13 protein-coding genes, 1 tRNA gene and 1 pseudogene are annotated in these 15,923 nt (G+C 70.2%); 4 read left to right on the forward strand and 11 right to left on the reverse strand.

Annotation, left to right across the window (positions count from 1 at the left end):
- Positions 1–92: 92 nt before the first annotated feature.
- Positions 93–746, reverse strand: a complete 654-nt coding sequence (locus tag ACWDZ6_RS19735) for an ANTAR domain-containing response regulator (protein ID WP_451503884.1) — start codon at positions 744–746, stop codon at positions 93–95.
- A gap of 99 nt (positions 747–845) precedes the next feature.
- On the opposite strand from ACWDZ6_RS19735, the gene ACWDZ6_RS19740 reads away from it, so the two are divergent.
- Together ACWDZ6_RS19740 and ACWDZ6_RS19745 are read left to right on the forward strand one after the other, a co-directional pair.
- Positions 846–920: transfer RNA gene (locus ACWDZ6_RS19740), tRNA-Leu, on the forward strand.
- A 106-nt stretch (positions 921–1,026) separates the two neighbouring features.
- Positions 1,027–1,122 (forward strand): annotated as a pseudogene (locus ACWDZ6_RS19745) (transcriptional regulator); the annotation flags it as partial.
- Between the two features lie 32 nt (positions 1,123–1,154).
- On the opposite strand, the gene pyk reads toward ACWDZ6_RS19745, so the two are convergent.
- Together pyk and ACWDZ6_RS19755 are read right to left on the reverse strand one after the other, a co-directional pair.
- Positions 1,155–2,588: a pyruvate kinase gene (gene pyk / locus ACWDZ6_RS19750; RefSeq protein WP_451503885.1), complete on the reverse strand. Its 1,434-nt coding sequence runs from the start codon at positions 2,586–2,588 to the stop codon at positions 1,155–1,157.
- A 156-nt stretch (positions 2,589–2,744) separates the two neighbouring features.
- Positions 2,745–3,455 carry an SIMPL domain-containing protein gene (locus ACWDZ6_RS19755; RefSeq protein WP_366734544.1) on the reverse strand — a complete coding sequence of 237 codons (711 nt, stop codon included), beginning with the start codon at positions 3,453–3,455 and terminating at the stop codon, positions 2,745–2,747.
- A 166-nt stretch (positions 3,456–3,621) separates the two neighbouring features.
- Here ACWDZ6_RS19755 and ACWDZ6_RS19760 point away from each other — a divergent pair, with 166 nt between their 5' ends.
- Entirely contained in the window at positions 3,622–5,427 is a 1,806-nt protein-coding gene (locus ACWDZ6_RS19760) for a bifunctional metallophosphatase/5'-nucleotidase (RefSeq protein WP_451503886.1), read from the forward strand.
- A 19-nt stretch (positions 5,428–5,446) separates the two neighbouring features.
- Here the strand turns inward: ACWDZ6_RS19760 and ACWDZ6_RS19765 are convergent, their stop codons facing one another.
- The 7 genes from ACWDZ6_RS19765 to ACWDZ6_RS19795 all read right to left on the reverse strand — a co-directional run bounded on the left by ACWDZ6_RS19765 (position 5,447) and on the right by ACWDZ6_RS19795 (position 13,075).
- A complete protein-coding gene (locus ACWDZ6_RS19765; protein ID WP_451503887.1) occupies positions 5,447–6,859 on the reverse strand; it encodes a lysine N(6)-hydroxylase/L-ornithine N(5)-oxygenase family protein in 1,413 nt (470 codons plus the stop codon).
- The gene (locus tag ACWDZ6_RS19770) at positions 6,856–8,256 is read right to left on the reverse strand and encodes a pyridoxal phosphate-dependent decarboxylase family protein (protein WP_451503888.1); all 1,401 of its coding nucleotides are present in this window, start codon (positions 8,254–8,256) and stop codon (positions 6,856–6,858) included. The genes ACWDZ6_RS19765 and ACWDZ6_RS19770 overlap by 4 nt, the downstream gene beginning before the upstream one ends.
- A 249-nt stretch (positions 8,257–8,505) precedes the next feature.
- Positions 8,506–11,022, reverse strand: a complete 2,517-nt coding sequence (gene pepN, locus ACWDZ6_RS19775; protein ID WP_451503889.1) for an aminopeptidase N — start codon at positions 11,020–11,022, stop codon at positions 8,506–8,508.
- Between the two features lie 70 nt (positions 11,023–11,092).
- Complete coding sequence (locus ACWDZ6_RS19780) at positions 11,093–11,494, reverse strand: type II toxin-antitoxin system VapC family toxin (RefSeq protein ID WP_451503890.1); 402 nt, start codon at positions 11,492–11,494, stop codon at positions 11,093–11,095.
- On the reverse strand, positions 11,491–11,787 hold the full coding sequence (locus ACWDZ6_RS19785; RefSeq protein WP_389184035.1) for a type II toxin-antitoxin system Phd/YefM family antitoxin: 297 nt from the start codon (positions 11,785–11,787) through the stop codon (positions 11,491–11,493). Before ACWDZ6_RS19785 ends, ACWDZ6_RS19780 begins: the two co-directional genes overlap by 4 nt.
- Positions 11,788–11,870: 83 nt before the next feature.
- A complete protein-coding gene (locus ACWDZ6_RS19790) occupies positions 11,871–12,176 on the reverse strand; it encodes a chorismate mutase (RefSeq protein ID WP_326649258.1) in 306 nt (101 codons plus the stop codon).
- An 11-nt stretch (positions 12,177–12,187) separates the two neighbouring features.
- On the reverse strand, positions 12,188–13,075 hold the full coding sequence (locus ACWDZ6_RS19795) for a helix-turn-helix domain-containing protein (RefSeq protein WP_366734552.1): 888 nt from the start codon (positions 13,073–13,075) through the stop codon (positions 12,188–12,190).
- 132 nt (positions 13,076–13,207) lie between these two features.
- Here ACWDZ6_RS19795 and ACWDZ6_RS19800 point away from each other — a divergent pair, with 132 nt between their 5' ends.
- Entirely contained in the window at positions 13,208–14,959 is a 1,752-nt protein-coding gene (locus ACWDZ6_RS19800) for a glycoside hydrolase family 35 protein (protein WP_451503891.1), read from the forward strand.
- An 89-nt stretch (positions 14,960–15,048) separates the two neighbouring features.
- On the opposite strand, the gene ACWDZ6_RS19805 is transcribed toward ACWDZ6_RS19800, so the two are convergent.
- Positions 15,049–15,822 carry a S1 family peptidase gene (locus ACWDZ6_RS19805; protein ID WP_451503892.1) on the reverse strand — a complete coding sequence of 258 codons (774 nt, stop codon included), beginning with the start codon at positions 15,820–15,822 and terminating at the stop codon, positions 15,049–15,051.
- Between the last annotated feature and the right edge of the window lie 101 nt (positions 15,823–15,923).

The raw sequence follows: 15,923 nt of genomic DNA on the forward strand, positions 1-15,923 counted from the left end.
CCCCACTTATGCCGCCCCCGGGCCCGCCGCCCCCCGCCCCCCCCGGGGCCCCCCCGCCCCCCGAGCTCGGGGTGCGGGCCTCTCCGTATGCCCTACTCGCCCTTCGCGGCCTTCTTCTCCTCGGCGTCCTCGATGACCGCCTCGGCGACCTGCTGCATCGACAGCCGCCGGTCCATCGAGGTCTTCTGGATCCACCGGAACGCCGCGGGCTCCGACAGCCCGTACTGCGTCTGCAGAATGCTCTTCGCGCGGTCGACCAGCTTCCGCGTCTCCAGCCGCATGGAGAGGTCCGCGACCTCCTGCTCCAGCGCCTTCAGTTCGGCGAAGCGGGAGACCGCCATCTCGATCGCCGGCACGACGTCACTCTTGCTGAACGGCTTCACCAGATACGCCATGGCTCCCGCGTCCCGGGCCCGCTCCACGAGGTCGCGCTGCGAGAACGCGGTCAGCATCAGGACGGGGGCGATGGACTCCTCGGCGATCTGCTCGGCCGCGGAGATCCCGTCCAGGACGGGCATCTTCACATCGAGGATGACCAGGTCGGGGCGGTGCTCCCGGGCGAGCTCGACGGCCCGCTGACCGTCACCGGCCTCGCCGACGACCGCGTAGCCCTCTTCCTCGAGCATCTCCTTGAGGTCGAGCCGGATGAGCGCCTCGTCCTCGGCGATCACGACGCGGGTCGTCAGCGGAGGGACGTGCGACTTGTCGTCATCGTGGGCGGGCTGGGGCGAGTCGGGGGCGGTCACGGGACTCCTCGGTGCGGGGCATATACAGCTCCCCAAGAGCCTACCCAGCTGCGGTAAGGTGGTGCTGCAGCAGGTCGGGGGGAACCTTTGATTCTGCGAGCCCCGGTAGCCCAATTGGCAGCAGGCAATGGATTCAAAACCCATACAGTGTCGGTTCGAGTCCGACCCGGGGCACCTTTACTTCAATTCCAAGGTCACCTAACTTTTCGGGGATCTTCACTCACGTCAGTGAACCTCCCTTCGACGCGAGGCCTCCTTCGAGATCGCGGCAGTCGAGTGCACGTCGGCTCGCGGTAGTCGGGCGGCCCAGAACATCTCCGTGGCAAAGCGTGCGTCCGTCGCGCTCATGGACGCCCATATCGGGCCGAAGTACTGACGCCCCGGCCCGACAGCAGCGTCCCCCACCACCTACTTCGGGCTGTCGTCCTCGCCGATGTGGTGTACCCGCACGAGGTTCGTGGAGCCCGCGACTCCGGGCGGGGAGCCTGCCGTGATGACGACGATGTCGCCCTTCGCGCAGCGGCCGATCTTCAGCAGTTCCTCGTCGACCTGGGCGACCATGGCGTCGGTGGAGCCGACGTGCGGACCGAGGAAGGTCTCCACACCCCAGGTGAGGTTGAGCTGGGAGCGGGTGGCCACGTCGGGCGTGAAGGCCAGCAGCGGGATCGGCGAGCGGTAGCGGGAGAGCCGCCTGACGGTGTCACCGGACTGCGTGAAGGCGACCAGGAACTTCGCGCCCAGGAAGTCGCCCATCTCGGCTGCCGCACGGGCCACCGCGCCGCCCTGCGTACGGGGCTTGTTGCGCTCGGTCAGCGGCGGCAGGCCCTTGGCGAGGACATCCTCCTCGGCCGCCTCGACGATGCGGCTCATCGTCTTCACCGTCTCGACGGGGTACTTCCCGACGCTCGTCTCGCCCGACAGCATCACGGCATCGGTGCCGTCGATGACGGCATTGGCGACGTCGGACGCCTCGGCGCGGGTGGGGCGGGAGTTGTCGATCATCGAGTCGAGCATCTGGGTCGCGACGATGACCGGCTTGGCATTGCGCTTGGCGAGCTTGATGGCGCGCTTCTGGACGATGGGGACCTGCTCGAGCGGCATTTCCACACCGAGATCGCCGCGGGCGACCATGATGCCGTCGAAAGCGGCCACGATGTCGTCGATGTTCTCGACGGCCTGGGGCTTCTCGACCTTGGCGATCACGGGAAGGTGGCGGCCCTCCTCCGCCATGACGCGGTGCACGTCCCGGATGTCGCGTCCGCTGCGTACGAAGGAGAGGGCGATGATGTCGGCACCGATGCGCAGGGCCCAGCGGAGGTCTTCGATGTCCTTCTCGGAGAGCGCGGGCACGGAGACGGCCACACCGGGGAGGTTGAGTCCCTTGTGGTCGGAGATCATGCCGCCTTCGACGACGGTGGTGTGGACCCGGGGGCCGTCGACCGCGGTCACTTCGAGGGCGACCTTGCCGTCGTCGACGAGGATGCGCTCTCCGGTGGTGACATCGCCGGCGAGGCCCTGGTAGGTGGTGCCGCAGATCCGGCGGTCGCCTTCCATCTCCTCGACCGTGATGGTGAATTCATCGCCGCGTTCAAGCAGTACGGGTCCTTCACGGAAGCGTCCGAGACGGATCTTCGGACCTTGAAGGTCGGCGAGGACGCCGACGCTGCGGCCCAATTCGTCGGAGGCTTTTCGTACGCGCTGGTAGCGCTCCTCGTGCTCGGCGTAGGTGCCGTGGCTGAGGTTGAAGCGGGCGACGTCCATTCCGGCTTCGACCAGTGCCTTGATCTGGTCGTATGTGTCGGTGGCGGGCCCAAGAGTACAGACGATCTTTGCTCGGCGCATGATTCGAGCCTAGGGCTTACCGGCCGGTAGAGAATTGGCCGCGCATGACTACTCAACAACCTTTACGTGAAGCCTTATTGACAAGTGTTGAATTGTGCGCGGGGGTGCTCCGATGAGCATTTCCTATCGCCGGAGCGCACTCCGGGGCACGCCCCGCTACAGCTGCGGCGGCGTCATCGTAAAGCGGGCGTTGACCTGGGCGTACACGGTCTGGCGCTGCGGCTCCAGATCGAGGGCCGGGGCCATCTCCGCGCTGTCGGCCGCGCCGTACGCGGCCATGCGCATGCCTGGTGCCGCAGGCATTCCGTACGCGACGGCGTTCTCCGCGCCGAGGTCGGCCAGCTCGACCAGTGCGGCCAGCCGCGCACCCAGGGCCTCGGCATACTCGCGGGCCCGCTGGACGGCCTCCTTCACCGCCTGGCGGCGGGCCTCACCATGGGCCGGCGAGTCCGGGCGCAGGGCCCACCAGGGGCCGTCCACCCGGGTCAGCTCGAGATCCGCGAGGCGCGTGGTGAGCTCGCCGAGCGCGGTGAAGTCGCTGAGCTCGGCGGTGATGTGGACACGGCCGTAGTAGGCGCGGACGCGTTCGCCGCGGCCGTGCCGCGTGAGCTCCGGAGTGATCGAGAAGGCGCCGGTCTCCAGCTTCTCCACCGATTCGCCGTAGGACTTGATCAGGTCCAGGACGGCGGAGTTGCGGCGGGTGAGGTCCTCCAGCGCGCTGCGCCGGTCGGTGCCGCGCGCGCTGACCGCGACGCCGATCCTGGCGATCTCCGGGTCGAACTCCAGGCGTGCCTCGCCGCGCACGGCGACCCGCGGCGTCTCCGGTGTGCCGTACGGCGCGGCGGTGTTGGGTGCGTCGGTGGTCACGGGAGACTCCCTCGTACGTCGTGGTCGTGCCGGAACGTCATGAACACTCTCGCATCCCGCGCGGGACAACCGGCGGACACCAGATCGAAACCCTCGAGGGGTGTTGCCGGATACCGCTCCTGGGCCAGAATCTACGCGCGTTGTGTACCGAAACGAGGGAGACGAAATGCCGCTGAACCGTAGGACGTTCCTGGAGCGGTCGGCCGCCGCCGGCGCCGGCGTGGCCATCGCGGGCGCCACCGCCCTGCCCGCCGGGGCCGCCGAACAGAGCCACGGCCAAGGACATTCGCCGAAGCGGTACTCCTTCACCGTCATGGGCACCACTGACCTGCACGGAAATGTCTTCAACTGGGACTACTTCACGGACAGGGAGTTCGACGACAAGACCCACAACGACGTGGGCCTGGCGAAGATATCGACGCTCGTGGAGAAGATCCGCAAGGAGAAGGGCCGGCGCAACACGCTCCTCATCGACGCCGGTGACACCATCCAGGGCACCCAGCTCTCGTACTACTACGCCAAGGTCGACCCGATCACGGCCAAGCATGGTCCCGTGCACCCCATGGCGCAGGCCATGAACGCCATCGGCTACGACGCCGCGGCGCTCGGCAATCACGAGTTCAACTACGGCATTCCCGTGCTGCGCAAGTTCGAGGAGCAGTGCGACTTCCCCCTGCTCGGTGCGAATGCGCTGGACGCCAAGACGCTCCGGCCGGCCTTCCGCCCGTACAGCATGCACCGGCTGCGTACCCCGTGCGGCCGCGATGTGAAGGTCGCCGTCCTCGGCCTCACCAACCCCGGCATCGCCATCTGGGACAAGGCCAATGTGCAGGGGAAGATGACGTTCCCCGGCCTGGAGGAGCAGGCCGCGAAGTGGGTGCCGAAGCTGCGCTCCCTGGGCGCGGACGTAGTGATCGTCTCCGCCCACTCGGGCTCCAGCGGCACTTCCTCCTACGGTGACCAGCTCCCGTACATCGAGAACGCCGCCGGTCTGGTGGCGGAGCAGGTGCCCGGTATTGACGCGATACTCGTCGGCCACGCGCACACCGAGATCGCCGAGTACTTCGTCGCCAACAAGGAGACCGGCCAGAAGGTCGTGCTCTCCGAGCCGCTGAAGTGGGGTCAGCGGCTCACGCTGTTCGACTTCGACCTCGTATGGGAGAAGGGCCGCTGGACGGTCGAGAAGGTCGGCGCCCAGGTCCTCAACTCCAACACGGCCGACGAGGACCCGAAGATCACCGGGCTGCTCGGCGACGAGCACAAGAAGGTCGTCGCGTACGTCAACCAGGTCATCGGTACCTCCACCACCGCCATGACCACGGCCGACGCGCCGTGGAAGGACGAGCCGATCATCGATCTGATCAATCACGTCCAGGCGGAGACGGTGAAGGCGGCGCTGGCCGGCGGCCAGTACGCGGCGCTGCCCGTCCTCTCGCAGGCTTCCTGCTTCTCCCGTACCGCGGCGATCCCGGCCGGCCAGGTGACCATCAGGGACGCGGCCGGGCTCTACGTCTTCGAGAACACCCTGGAGGCGCGGCTGCTGACCGGCGGGCAGCTCAAGGATTATCTGGAGTTCTCGGCGCGGTACTACGTGCAGACTCCGGCCGGCGGTCCTGTCGACACCTCCAAGCTGACCAACGCCGACAACACTCCGGACTACAACTACGACGCCGTCTCGGGTCTGACGTACGAGATCGACATCGCCAGGCCCGCGGGTTCGCGGATCGCGAATCTGTCCTTCGACGGCAAGCCGATCGACGCCGCGGCGCAGTTCGTGCTGGCCGTCAACAACTACCGTGCCAGCGGCGGCGGGAACTTCCCGCATGTGGCCAAGTCCCAGCAGCTGTGGGCGAATTCGGAGGAGATCCGGAACACGATCATCAACTGGGTGAAGGCGAAGGGCACGGTCGACCCAACGCAGTTCGCGACCGCGGGCTGGAAGCTGACCAGGGACGGCACGCCCGTCTTCTAGCCCTCTCGTCGCGAGGCGTTCAGTTTCCCCGGATGAGGGGCGTCAGCTCCGGCGCCGGTGCGGGGATGCCGGGCGCCTCGCGCCGTTCCAGGCCGAAGCTGGTGAAGGCGGTGCGGCGCGGCAGCGGGTAGGGCTCCTTGCCGGTGAGGGAGTTGAGGATGCTCGCACTGCGCCAGGCTGCGAGGCCGAGGTCGGGAGCGCCGACGCCGTGCGTGTGCCGTTCGGCGTTCTGTACGTATGCGGAGCCGGTGACCGAGCCGTCGAGGACCAGCCGGAACTGGTCGTCGATATGCGGCCGGCCCGCCGCGTCGCGGCGCACATACGGATCGAGGCCGGCGAGCATCCGGTCGAGCGGGCGCTCGCGGTAGCCGGTGGCGAGGACCACGGCGTCGGTGGTGAGGCGGGAGCGGGTGCCCTGCTGGGCGTGTTCGAGGTGCAGTTCGACCTTGGTGGTGGCGACGCGGCCCGCGGTGCGTACGCAGACGCCCGGCGTGAGGACGGCGTCGGGCCAGCCGCCGTGCAGGGTGCGGCGGTAGAGCTCGTCGTGGATCGCGGCGATGGTGTCGGCGTCGATGCCTTTGTGGAGCTGCCACTGGCGCGGGACGAGCGCGTCGCGGGTCGGCTCGGGCAGGGCGTGGAAGTAGCGGGTGTAGTCGGGTGTGAAGTGCTCCAGGCCGAGCTTGGAGTACTCCATCGGCGCGAACGCCTCGGAACGGGCCAGCCAGTGGAGCTTCTCGGTCCCCTCGGGCCTGGCCCGCAGCAGATCGAGGAAGACCTCGGCGCCCGACTGTCCGGAGCCGATGATCGTGATGTGTTCGGCGGCCAGCAGCCGTTCGCGGTGCTCGAGGTAGTCCGCCGAGTGGATGACCGGGACGGCGGGGGCTTCCGCGAGCGGTTTGAGCGGTTCGGGGATGTAGGGCTCGGTGCCGACGCCGAGTGCGATGTGCCGGCTGTACGCGCGGCCCAGCGCCTCCGCCCCGCCGTCGGCGTCGAGCTGGGTGAAGTCGACCTCGAAGAGGGCGCGTTCGGGGTTCCAGCGGACGGCGTCGACCTGGTGGCCGAAGTGCAGGCTCGGGAGGTGATCGCTGACCCAGCGGCAGTAGGCGTCGTACTCGGCGCGCTGGATGTGGAACCGCTCGGCGAAGTAGAAGGGGAAGAGCCGGTCCCGGTCGCGCAGGTAGTTGAGGAACGTCCAGGGGCTGGCCGGGTCGGCGAGGGTCACCAGGTCGGCGAGGAAGGGGACTTGGAGCGTCGCGCCCTCGATCAGCAGTCCGGGATGCCAGTGGAAGGCGGGCCGCTGCTCGTAGAAGGTGGCGGCGATACCACCGGGGACGCGGTCGGCGAGCGCGGCGAGGGAAAGGTTGAACGGGCCGATGCCGATGCCCACGAGATCGCGGGGCTGATCGAGTTCGGTGAGGGGGGTGCCGGTCATCGGGGGGTGCTGCCTTCCACGAGTTCGGTCAGGACTTCCTGGATCAGAGCTGCCAGGTCACCGGGGGTGGCGTGGGGGTTGAGGAGGGTGGCCTTGAGCCAGAGGCGGTCCTTCGTGCGGGCCCGGCCGAGGACGGCGCGGCCTTCGGCGAGGAGCGTGCGGCGGATGCGGGCGGTCCGTTCGTCGGTGGCCGCGACCGGTCGGAACAGGACGGTGGAGAGCGTGGGCCGCTCGTACAGCTCGAGAGCGGGGGTCTGCTCGATGAGATCGGCGAACTGGTGGGCGGCGGCGCAGGTGCGGTCGACGAGTGCGCCGAGGCCGGTGCGGCCGAGCGCTCTGAGGGTGACGGCGATCTTGAGGATGTCGGGGCGTCGTGTCGTACGCAGGGAGCGGCCCAGCAGATCGGGCAGGCCCGATTCGGTGTCGTCGTCGGCGTTGAGGTAGTCGGCGGTGTGGCCGAGCGGGGCGAGGCGGGATCGGTCCGGTACGGCGAGCAGGCCTGCGGCGACCGGCTGCCAGCCCATCTTGTGGAGATCGACGGTGACGGAGTGGGCGCGGTCGATGCCGTTCAGCAGGGAGCGGCGGTCCGCGCTGAAGAGCAGCGGTCCGCCGTAGGCGGCGTCGACATGGAGCTCGGCGCCGTGCCGCTCGCAGAGGCCGGCGATCTCGGGCAGCGGATCGATGCGCCCGGTGTCGGTGGTTCCCGCGGTGGCGGCTACGAGGATCGGGCCGGACAGACCGGTGAGGGCGTCGTCCAGGGCGGCCGGGTCGAGGGTGCCGGAGGGTGTGGGGACGGTCACCGGCTCGGGCAGGCCCAGCAGCCAGGCGGCGCGGTGTACGGAGTGGTGGGTGCCGGCACCGCAGACGACCTGGACGGCGCCGTGGCGTTCGCGGGCCAGCAGCAGCGCGAGCTGGTTGGACTCGGTGCCGCCCGTGGTGACCAGGGCGTCGGGGTCGGTCCCGCTCGGGTAGACCTCGGCGGCGAGGGTGCGGGTGACGGCGGCTTCCAGCTCGGAGGCCGCCGGTGCCTGGTCCCAGGAGTCCATGGAGGGGTTGAGCGCGGATACGGCGAGGTCGGCGGCCACGGCGAGCGCGAGCGGCGGGGTGTGCAGATGGGCGGCGCACAGCGGGTCCGCCGGGTCGGCCGCGCCTTGGGCGAGGGCGTGGACGAGGCTGCGAAGGGCCTCTTCGGCTCCGGTGCCGCGCTCGGGGAGCAGCGGCTCGGCGGCCTCGCGCACCCGTGCGGCCACGGCCTCGGGGCCGCCTGCCGGGAGCGGTCCGCCGCGTTCCGCCGCGCCGTCGTGGAGTGCCTCGAGCACGACGGCGAGCAGCGGCCGCAGGGCGTCGGGTCCTGCGGTGCCTCCGGCGAGGGCCGGGTCGGGCTGCGGCGTACTCATACGGGGTCCTTCGGGGAGCGTGGACGTGGCACAACCCAGGGTGTACGGGCTATCCCGTGGGGTGTCCGCTGAGCTCAACGATCCGGACCCGAAAGTGGTACTGCGGTGGGAAAGGCGGGAGTTGGGGGTGGGGGTCGCTGGTATGTGGCAGGCGGGGTTCCGGTTCCGCCGGACGGGCTGGATCTCAGCCCGTCCGGCGGTCGAGGACACGCCGGAGGGTGTCCGGGGGCGCAGCCCCGGACGCACCGGCTACTCGCCGCGTACCGCCAACGCCCGGCGCAAATCGTCGAGTTGGTCGACAAGCTTGCGGCGCAGGGCAGGGATCATCTCCGCGTCGCGCAGACACTCCTCACCCAGTCGCAGCGTCTCCGCGTCCACGGCGTGCAGCGGGAAGGCGTAGCGGCCCGCTGCTTCCGCTATGGCGGGGCCGCGGCGGGCGGCGAGCCCGACCGAGTCCTGGTAGTAGCGGGGCACGTACTCGCGTACCAGATCCGCCTGTTCGGGCTGCCAGAAGCCCTGGGCGGTGGCGGTGAAGAGGTAGTTGGAGAGGGTGTCGGAGGTGAACAGACGATCCCAGGCGGCCGCCTTCGCCTCCGGGGTGGGCAGCGCGGCTCGGCAGCGGGCCGCGCCTTCCTGGCCGGTGGCGCTGGGGTCCCGGTCCAGTTCCGCGTCGATGCCGGTGGTGTCGGTCGCGCCGAGGACGGCGAGGCGGTACAGGATGCGCCAGCGCAGCTCCGGGTCGAGCTCCGGGCCGCCGGACACGCTGCCGTCGCCGAGCCATTCCTGAAGCGTCTCCGGCTGCGCGGCGGCGTCGATGAAGTGACGTACGCCGGTGAGGCGCAGGCCCGGGTCGCTGCCGTCCTCGGTGCGGCGCATCAGCGCGCGGCAGATGTCCCTGAGTGCGGCGAGTGCGGCGGGCCGGTCCCCGGCGGGGAGGTAGCGGTCGGCGAGCTGCGTCGCGGCGAAGGCGAGGATGCCCTGGACGACCGCGAGGTCCGACTCGCGCGGTAGGTGGGCGCGGGCCGCCTCCAGATAGGCGGTGGGGGCGAGTTCGCCGTCGCGGACCATGTCGCGTGCGGCGTTCCAGACGACGGTGCGGGTCAGCGGGTCCGGGATGCCGGAGAGGGACCGTACGGCCGTGTCCCAGGAGGCGGCGTCCAGGCGGACCTTGGCGTAGCTGAGGTCGCCGTCGTTGAGGACGACGAGGGCCGGGCGGCGGCCCGGGTGGGCGCCGTTCCGGCTCTGCGGGATGTCCAGTTCGATGCGGTCGCGCAGCACGAGCCGGCCCGCGTCCACCGGGTCGGCGTCGTACGTGCCCACGGCGATGCGGTGCGGGCGGCTGCCGTCGCGCGCGACGGTCAGCGACCAGCCGCCCTCGGACTCGGCGATCGCCGGGGTGAGGGTGTCGACGCCGGTCGTACGCAGCCAGGACTCGGCCCAGCCGTGCACATCGCGGTCGGTGGCGTGGGCCAGTGAGTCGATGAAGTCGGCGAGGGTGGCGTTGGAGAACTTGTGCCGGGCGAAGTGGGTGTTGATACCGGCGAGGAAGTCCTTCTCGCCCAGCCAGGCCACCAGCTGGCGCAGCGCCGAGGCGCCTTTGGCATAGGAGATGCCGTCGAAGTTGAGCATCGCGGACGCGGTGTCGGGGACGGCGTCCGGGTCGGGAGCGACCGGGTGGGTGGAGGGCCGCTGGTCGGCGTCGTAACCCCAGGACTTGCGGCCGATGCCGAAGTCCACCCAGGTGTCGGTGAAGCGGGTGGCCTCGGTGAGGGTCTGGTAGCCCATGTACTCGGCGAAGGACTCGTTCAGCCAGATGTCGTCCCACCACTTCAGGGTGACGAGGTCGCCGAACCACATGTGCGCCATCTCGTGGGCGATGACCATGGCGCGGGTCTGCCGCTCGGTGTCGGTGACGGCGGAGCGGTAGATGAACTCGTCGCGGAAGGTGACCAGGCCGGGATTCTCCATCGCGCCGGCGTTGAACTCGGGCACGAAGGCCTGGTCGTACGAGTCGAAGGGGTACGGCTCCTCGAACTTCTCGTGGTACCGGTCGTAGCACTGGCGTGTGATCTCGAGGATCTCCTCGGCGTCCGCGTCGAGGTACGGCGCCAGCGAGCGGCGGCAGTGGATGCCGAAGGGCAGTCCGGCGTGCTCGCTGCGCACGGAGTGCCAGGGGCCGGCGGCGACGGCGACGAAGTAGGTGGCGAGGGGCGGCGTTGCCGCGCAGGTCCAGCGGCCCGGGGCGGTCTGGGTGGCGATGCCGTTGCCGAGCACGCTCCAGCCTTCGGGCGCGGTGACGGACAGCTCGAAAACGGCCTTGAGGTCGGGCTGGTCGAAGGCGGCGAAGACGCGCTGGACGTCCTCCATGAACAGCTGGGTGTAGACGTACGCCTCACCGTCGGTGGGGTCGGTGAAGCGGTGCATCCCTTCGCCGGTGCGGGAGTAGCGCATGTCCGCCTCGACGCGCAGCTCGTGCTCCCCCGCGGTGAGACCGGTGAGCGCGAGCCGGTTCTCGGTCAGTTTCCCGGGGTCGAGCGGCTGCCCGTCGAGGGTGACGGCGCGCAGCACGGCGGGCTTGAGTTCGACGAAGGTGTCCCCGGCCGCGCGCGCGGTGAAGTGAATGACGGTGCGGGAAGTGAAGGTCTCTTCCCCGGGCTCCGCCGGGGGGACTCCCACGCCGGTGGTGAGATCGAGGTCGATCGTGTACCGGTGGACGTCGAGGAGCTGGGCTCGGGTCTGCGCTTCGTCGCGCGTCAGTACGGGCATGAGGGCAATGCTGCCCGATGGGTCCTGGTCCGCACACGGGGTGGGGGTTCTGCTGTCAGCGCACGCGCTTCTACGCGCCGGGGGCCTCGACCGGCAGGTCCCGCTCGGTGGCCGCCGCGGCCAGCCGCTTGTCGTAGGTGACGAACGCGGTCAGCGCCTGTTCGAGGTGTTCGGCACACACGAGGTGGATCGCGTCGAGGCTGCGCAAGTGGCGCTGCGGGAACTGGCCGGCCGCGCGCAGGATCGGGTCGGTGAGACGGATGCGCAGTACGCGGTCGAGCATCTCCTCGGCGGCGTCCCCCACTTCGGGGTCCGCCCCTGCGCGTACGAGTGTGCGGGCCACCTCGGTCTGGGTAAGTGCGGCGGTGACATGGCCTTCCGCGGCGCGTGCGGCCAGAAAGGTGCGCAGCGCGTCCGTCTCGGGCTCGGGGAGGAGCAGCTTCAGCAGCGCGCAGGAATCGAGGTAGATCAACGCTCCTCTTCCTCTCGCATTGCCAGCAGGACCTCGGAGAGCCGGGCGGGCGGACCGGGACGGGCGGCCAGTGGCTGCCAGTCGCCGAGCCCGCGGGCGGATTCCGCGTTCTCCGGGTCGACGGTGCCCGTGCGGACGAGGTCCTCCATCACCCGCTGCTCCGGGTCCGGCGGGGCGAGCACCGCAACGAGCCTGCCGTTGCGCGTGATCTCCACGCGCTCCCCGGCCACGACCCTCTCGATGAGTTCGCTCGCGTGCTGCTGAAGCTGGCGGATCGGCACTCTTGTGGTCATAGCACCCACGCTACGAGTAGCGTGCGGCACTTTCCAGCAGTGTGCGGCGCTTTCCCCCGTACGAAGTACACAGGGGCGAGCGGTCAGGAGCGGGCGATCGTCTCGTGGTGCCGGATGACCTCGGCGATGATGAAGTTCAGCAGCTTCTCGGCGAACGCCGGATCCAGTTTGGCGCTCTCCGCGAGCTGCCGCAGCCGCTCGATCTGGCGGGCCTCGCGGGCCGGGTCGGCGGGCGGCAGATTGTGCCGCGCCTTGAGGTGGCCGACCTGCTGGGTGCACTTGAAACGCTCGGCGAGCATATGGACGACCGCCGCGTCGATGTTGTCGATGCTCTCGCGCAGGCTGTTCAGTTCGGCGCGTACGGCATCGTCGATGTCACTCGTGGTCATGGTCGACGAGCTTACGTCGATCCCGTGGTGATCGTCGGGGGGTGGTCGGGGTCCGGGATCCGGTTGCTCCAGCCGCCGGGGACGGTGCGGCCCTGCTGCTCACGGAAGCGGACGGGCGCGATGCCGACGCGACGGGTGAACAGCCGGGAGAAGTACGCCGGGTCCTCGTAGCCGACGCGGCGGGCGACGGCGGCGACGGGCAGCTCGGTGGCCACGAGCAGTTCCTTCGCACGGCCGAGGCGGATGCCGAGCAGGTACTCCTTGGGGCTGCGGCCCGCGCCGCGGCGAACGGCGGCGCGCAGTTCGGCGGGGGTCATCCCGTGCCGCGCGGCGTGTTCGGCGACGGACAGCGACTGGAAGGCGTCGCGGGCCAGTGCGGTGAGCACCGGGTCGCCCTCGGCGTTGGTGTCGGCGCGGGCGCGGCGCAGCGCGACCAGGAGTTCATGGACAGCGGCGCCCGTCTCGACCTCGAGGAGCGGGTTGCCGCGGTGTGCGGCGCGGGCGATACGGCCGACGGCGGCGCGGGCCCCGGCCGCGTCGGCGAGCGGGACGACGGGCCGGTCCGGCTCGATGTAGCCGAGCTCGGTGTAGGTGGCGGTCGCGGGCCCGGTGAAGTCGACGAAGCCCTCGTCCCAGCCGCCTGCCGGATCGGGACCGTAGTGGTGCGGAACGCCGGGCGTGAGCCAGATCAGGGCGGGCGCGGTCACGGTGGCGCGCCGTCCGTCGGGGCCCCGGAACCAGCCGCTGCCGGCGCTGATCACGACGGCGACATGGTGGTCGAGGGTACGGGGTCCGACGGTGGGCAGGACGCCGTGCTGGAGGCCGACGCCGAGACAGGCCAGACCGAGGCGGTGATGGACGGGGCTCGGGGTGAAATAGCGCATCCAGGTGTGGTACATCCGCCTCTGTCCTCTCCCTGGGCTCCGGGTGCCGGCGTTGCGTCCAAACAGCGCCGATCTTTGTCCATGGACCGGCCCGCCGCCAGGGGGCGATGGTTGGCCGCGGTACGAGGCCGAGCGAGGGGCGGGACGGTGGCTGATTTCACTGTGAGTGATGCGGACTTCCTGGTGGACGGGCGGCCCGTGCGGCTGCTGTCGGGAGCGCTGCACTACTTCCGGGTGCACGAGGCGCAGTGGGAGCACCGGCTGGCCATGCTGCGCGCCATGGGCCTCAACTGCGTCGAGACATACGTCCCGTGGAATCTGCATGAGCCGGAGCCCGGCCGGTACGCGGACGCCGACGCGCTGGGCCGGTTCCTGGACGCCGCGCGGGCGGCGGGCCTGTGTGCGATCGTGCGGCCGGGGCCGTACATCTGCGCCGAGTGGGAGAACGGCGGGCTGCCGTACTGGCTGACCGGACGGCTGGGACGGCGGGTGCGCACGGACGACGCCGAGTACCTGGGGCATGTGGAACGGTGGTTCACCCGGCTGCTGCCGCAGGTGGTGGAGCGGCAGATCGGGCACGGCGGTCCGGTGATCATGGTGCAGGTCGAGAACGAGTACGGCAGCTACGGCTGTGACCAGGGCTATCTGCGCCATCTCGTGGAACTGCTGTGGGGCTGCGGGGTGACCGTGCCGCTGTTCACCTCCGACGGACCCGAGGACCATATGCTCACCGGCGGCTCGGTGCCCGGGGTGCTGGCGACGGTGAACTTCGGGTCGGGGGCCCGTGAGTGCTTCGCGACGCTGCGCCGCCATCGGCCGCGGGGGCCGCTGATGTGCATGGAGTTCTGGTGCGGCTGGTTCGACCACTGGGGCGGGGACCATGTCGTACGGGATCCGGGGGATGCCGCGGCTGCGCTGCGCGAGATCCTGGAGTGCGGCGCCTCGGTCAATGTCTACATGGCGCACGGCGGCACGAACTTCGCCGGCTGGGCGGGTGCCAACCGGGCGGGCGGCGCCCTGCACATGGGCGGGTTCCGGCCGGACGTCACGTCGTACGACTACGACGCGCCGATCGACGAGTACGGGCGGCCGACGGAGAAGTTCCGGCTGTTCCGTGACGTGCTCGCGCTGTACCAGGAGGGTCCGCTGCCGGACCTGCCGCCGGCGCCCGCCGTTCTGGGCGCGCCGGTGCGGGCGGAGCTCGCCGAATGGGCACCGCTCGACGAGGTACTGGAGACGCTCGGCGACGAGGAGTCGGAGGGGCCTGTTCCACCCACCTTCGAGGAACTTGGCGTGGACCGGGGTCTGGTCCGCTACCGGGTCGGTGTTCCGGGCCCGCGGCAGCCGTATCCGCTGCGCGTGTCCGGTCTGCGGGACCGGGCCGTCGTGTACGTCGACGGGATGCGGGCCGGGGTGCTGAGCGACGAGGACGCCGCGCTCGAGGAACCGGTGGCCGGTCCCGCCGCGGTGGAGCTGTGGGTGGAGTCGCTGGGGCGCGTCAACTACGGGCCGCGGACGGGCGAGCCGAAGGGCATCTCCGGCGGCGTACTGCACGAGCGGCAGTATCTGCACGGTGTACGGGCGCGGGGGCTGCGGCTGGATGCCTTCGAGGAGGCGGGCGCGGTCGGGAAAGTGCCGTTCCGCGAGTCGGCGCAGGACGGGGCGACGGGTCTGTACCGGGCCCCGTTCGAGGTGGGCGAACCCGGCGACGCCTCGCTGGAACTGCCGGGCTGGACACGGGGTTTCGTGTGGGTGAACGGCTTCGGTCTCGGCCGCTACTGGTCGGCGGGACCGCAGCACACGCTGTACGTTCCCGGGCCGGTGCTGCGCGTGGGCACGAACGAGGTGTGGGTGCTGGAGCTGGAGGGCTCGGGCGACCGGTTCGTCCACTTCTCCTGAGCGGTACGCACGGGTTCTCCCGGCGGTACGCACGGGAGAGGGCCGGCCCCGCATGAAGGACCGGCCCTTTGTGCGTACCGCTCGAAGTGCTAGAGGCCTGCCGCCGCGGACTTGATGGCGGCTGCGAAGGTGGACACCTCGGTGTAGACACCCGGGAAGTTGGGCCGTGCGCAGCCCTCGCCCCAGCTCACGATGCCGACCTGGATCCACGCGTTGTTGTTGTCCTTGCGGAACATCGGGCCGCCGGAGTCACCCTGGCAGGTGTCCACGCCGCCCTGCTGCAACCCGGCGCAGATCTCTTCGCCGGACACGAGCTCGGGGTAAGCCTGCTTGCAGCTGGCGTCGGAGACGAAGGGGACCTGGGCCTTGCGGAGGTAGCGCTGCTGGCCGCCGCCCTCGGTGGCCGCGCCCCAGCCGGCGACCGTGAAGGTGCCCTTGTCGTAGGCCTTCGTGTCGGCGATCTTCAGGGTGGGGAGGTCGATGTTCTTGGCGAGCTTGATCAGCGCCCAGTCCTTGCCGGTGCCGTTGTAGCCGGGCGCCTGCAGGACCTTGGTCGACTTCACCTTGATGGCGCTGGAGCTCTGCAGGTCCACGACGCCCGCGGTCGCGGTGATGCTGGTGTTGTTGCCGGAGCCGTTCACACAGTGGGCGGCGGTCAGCACGATGTTCTTGGCGTACAGCGCGCCGCCACAGCCCATGGAGAGGCGGACCATGAACGGGAATTCGCCCTGAGCGGCGCGGGTTCCGCCGACGACGGGCGGCGTGGCGGCCGAGGCCGAGGTGGGCTGAAGGCTGATCGCCGCGAGGAGGACGGCGCCGGCTGCGGCGCATCTCTGGAGCACACGCACAAGCTGATTCTTCAACGGAGTGCCTTTCGTGGGGGGTTGAGACTTACGCCCGCGCCGGAATCCGCCGCAGCATCGCGCGCGCTGACATGGGCCGGACAAGCGTGATCCGGATTATG

The organism is Streptomyces sp. NPDC002926, from assembly GCF_053591755.1.

Bases quoted from the DNA above. Each gene is read 5' to 3' on its own strand.
- ACWDZ6_RS19795 (WP_366734552.1), bottom strand. From the start codon at position 13,075: ATGTACCACACCTGGATGCGCTATTTCACCCCGAGCCCCGTCCATCAC.
- ACWDZ6_RS19770 (WP_451503888.1), bottom strand. From the start codon at position 8,256: ATGAGTACGCCGCAGCCCGACCCGGCCCTCGCCGGAGGCACCGCAGGA.
- pyk (WP_451503885.1), bottom strand. From the start codon at position 2,588: ATGCGCCGAGCAAAGATCGTCTGTACTCTTGGGCCCGCCACCGACACA.
- pepN (WP_451503889.1), bottom strand. From the start codon at position 11,022: ATGCCCGTACTGACGCGCGACGAAGCGCAGACCCGAGCCCAGCTCCTC.
- ACWDZ6_RS19785 (WP_389184035.1), bottom strand. From the start codon at position 11,787: ATGACCACAAGAGTGCCGATCCGCCAGCTTCAGCAGCACGCGAGCGAA.
- ACWDZ6_RS19760 (WP_451503886.1), top strand. From the start codon at position 3,622: ATGCCGCTGAACCGTAGGACGTTCCTGGAGCGGTCGGCCGCCGCCGGC.
- ACWDZ6_RS19790 (WP_326649258.1), bottom strand. From the start codon at position 12,176: ATGACCACGAGTGACATCGACGATGCCGTACGCGCCGAACTGAACAGC.
- ACWDZ6_RS19765 (WP_451503887.1), bottom strand. From the start codon at position 6,859: ATGACCGGCACCCCCCTCACCGAACTCGATCAGCCCCGCGATCTCGTG.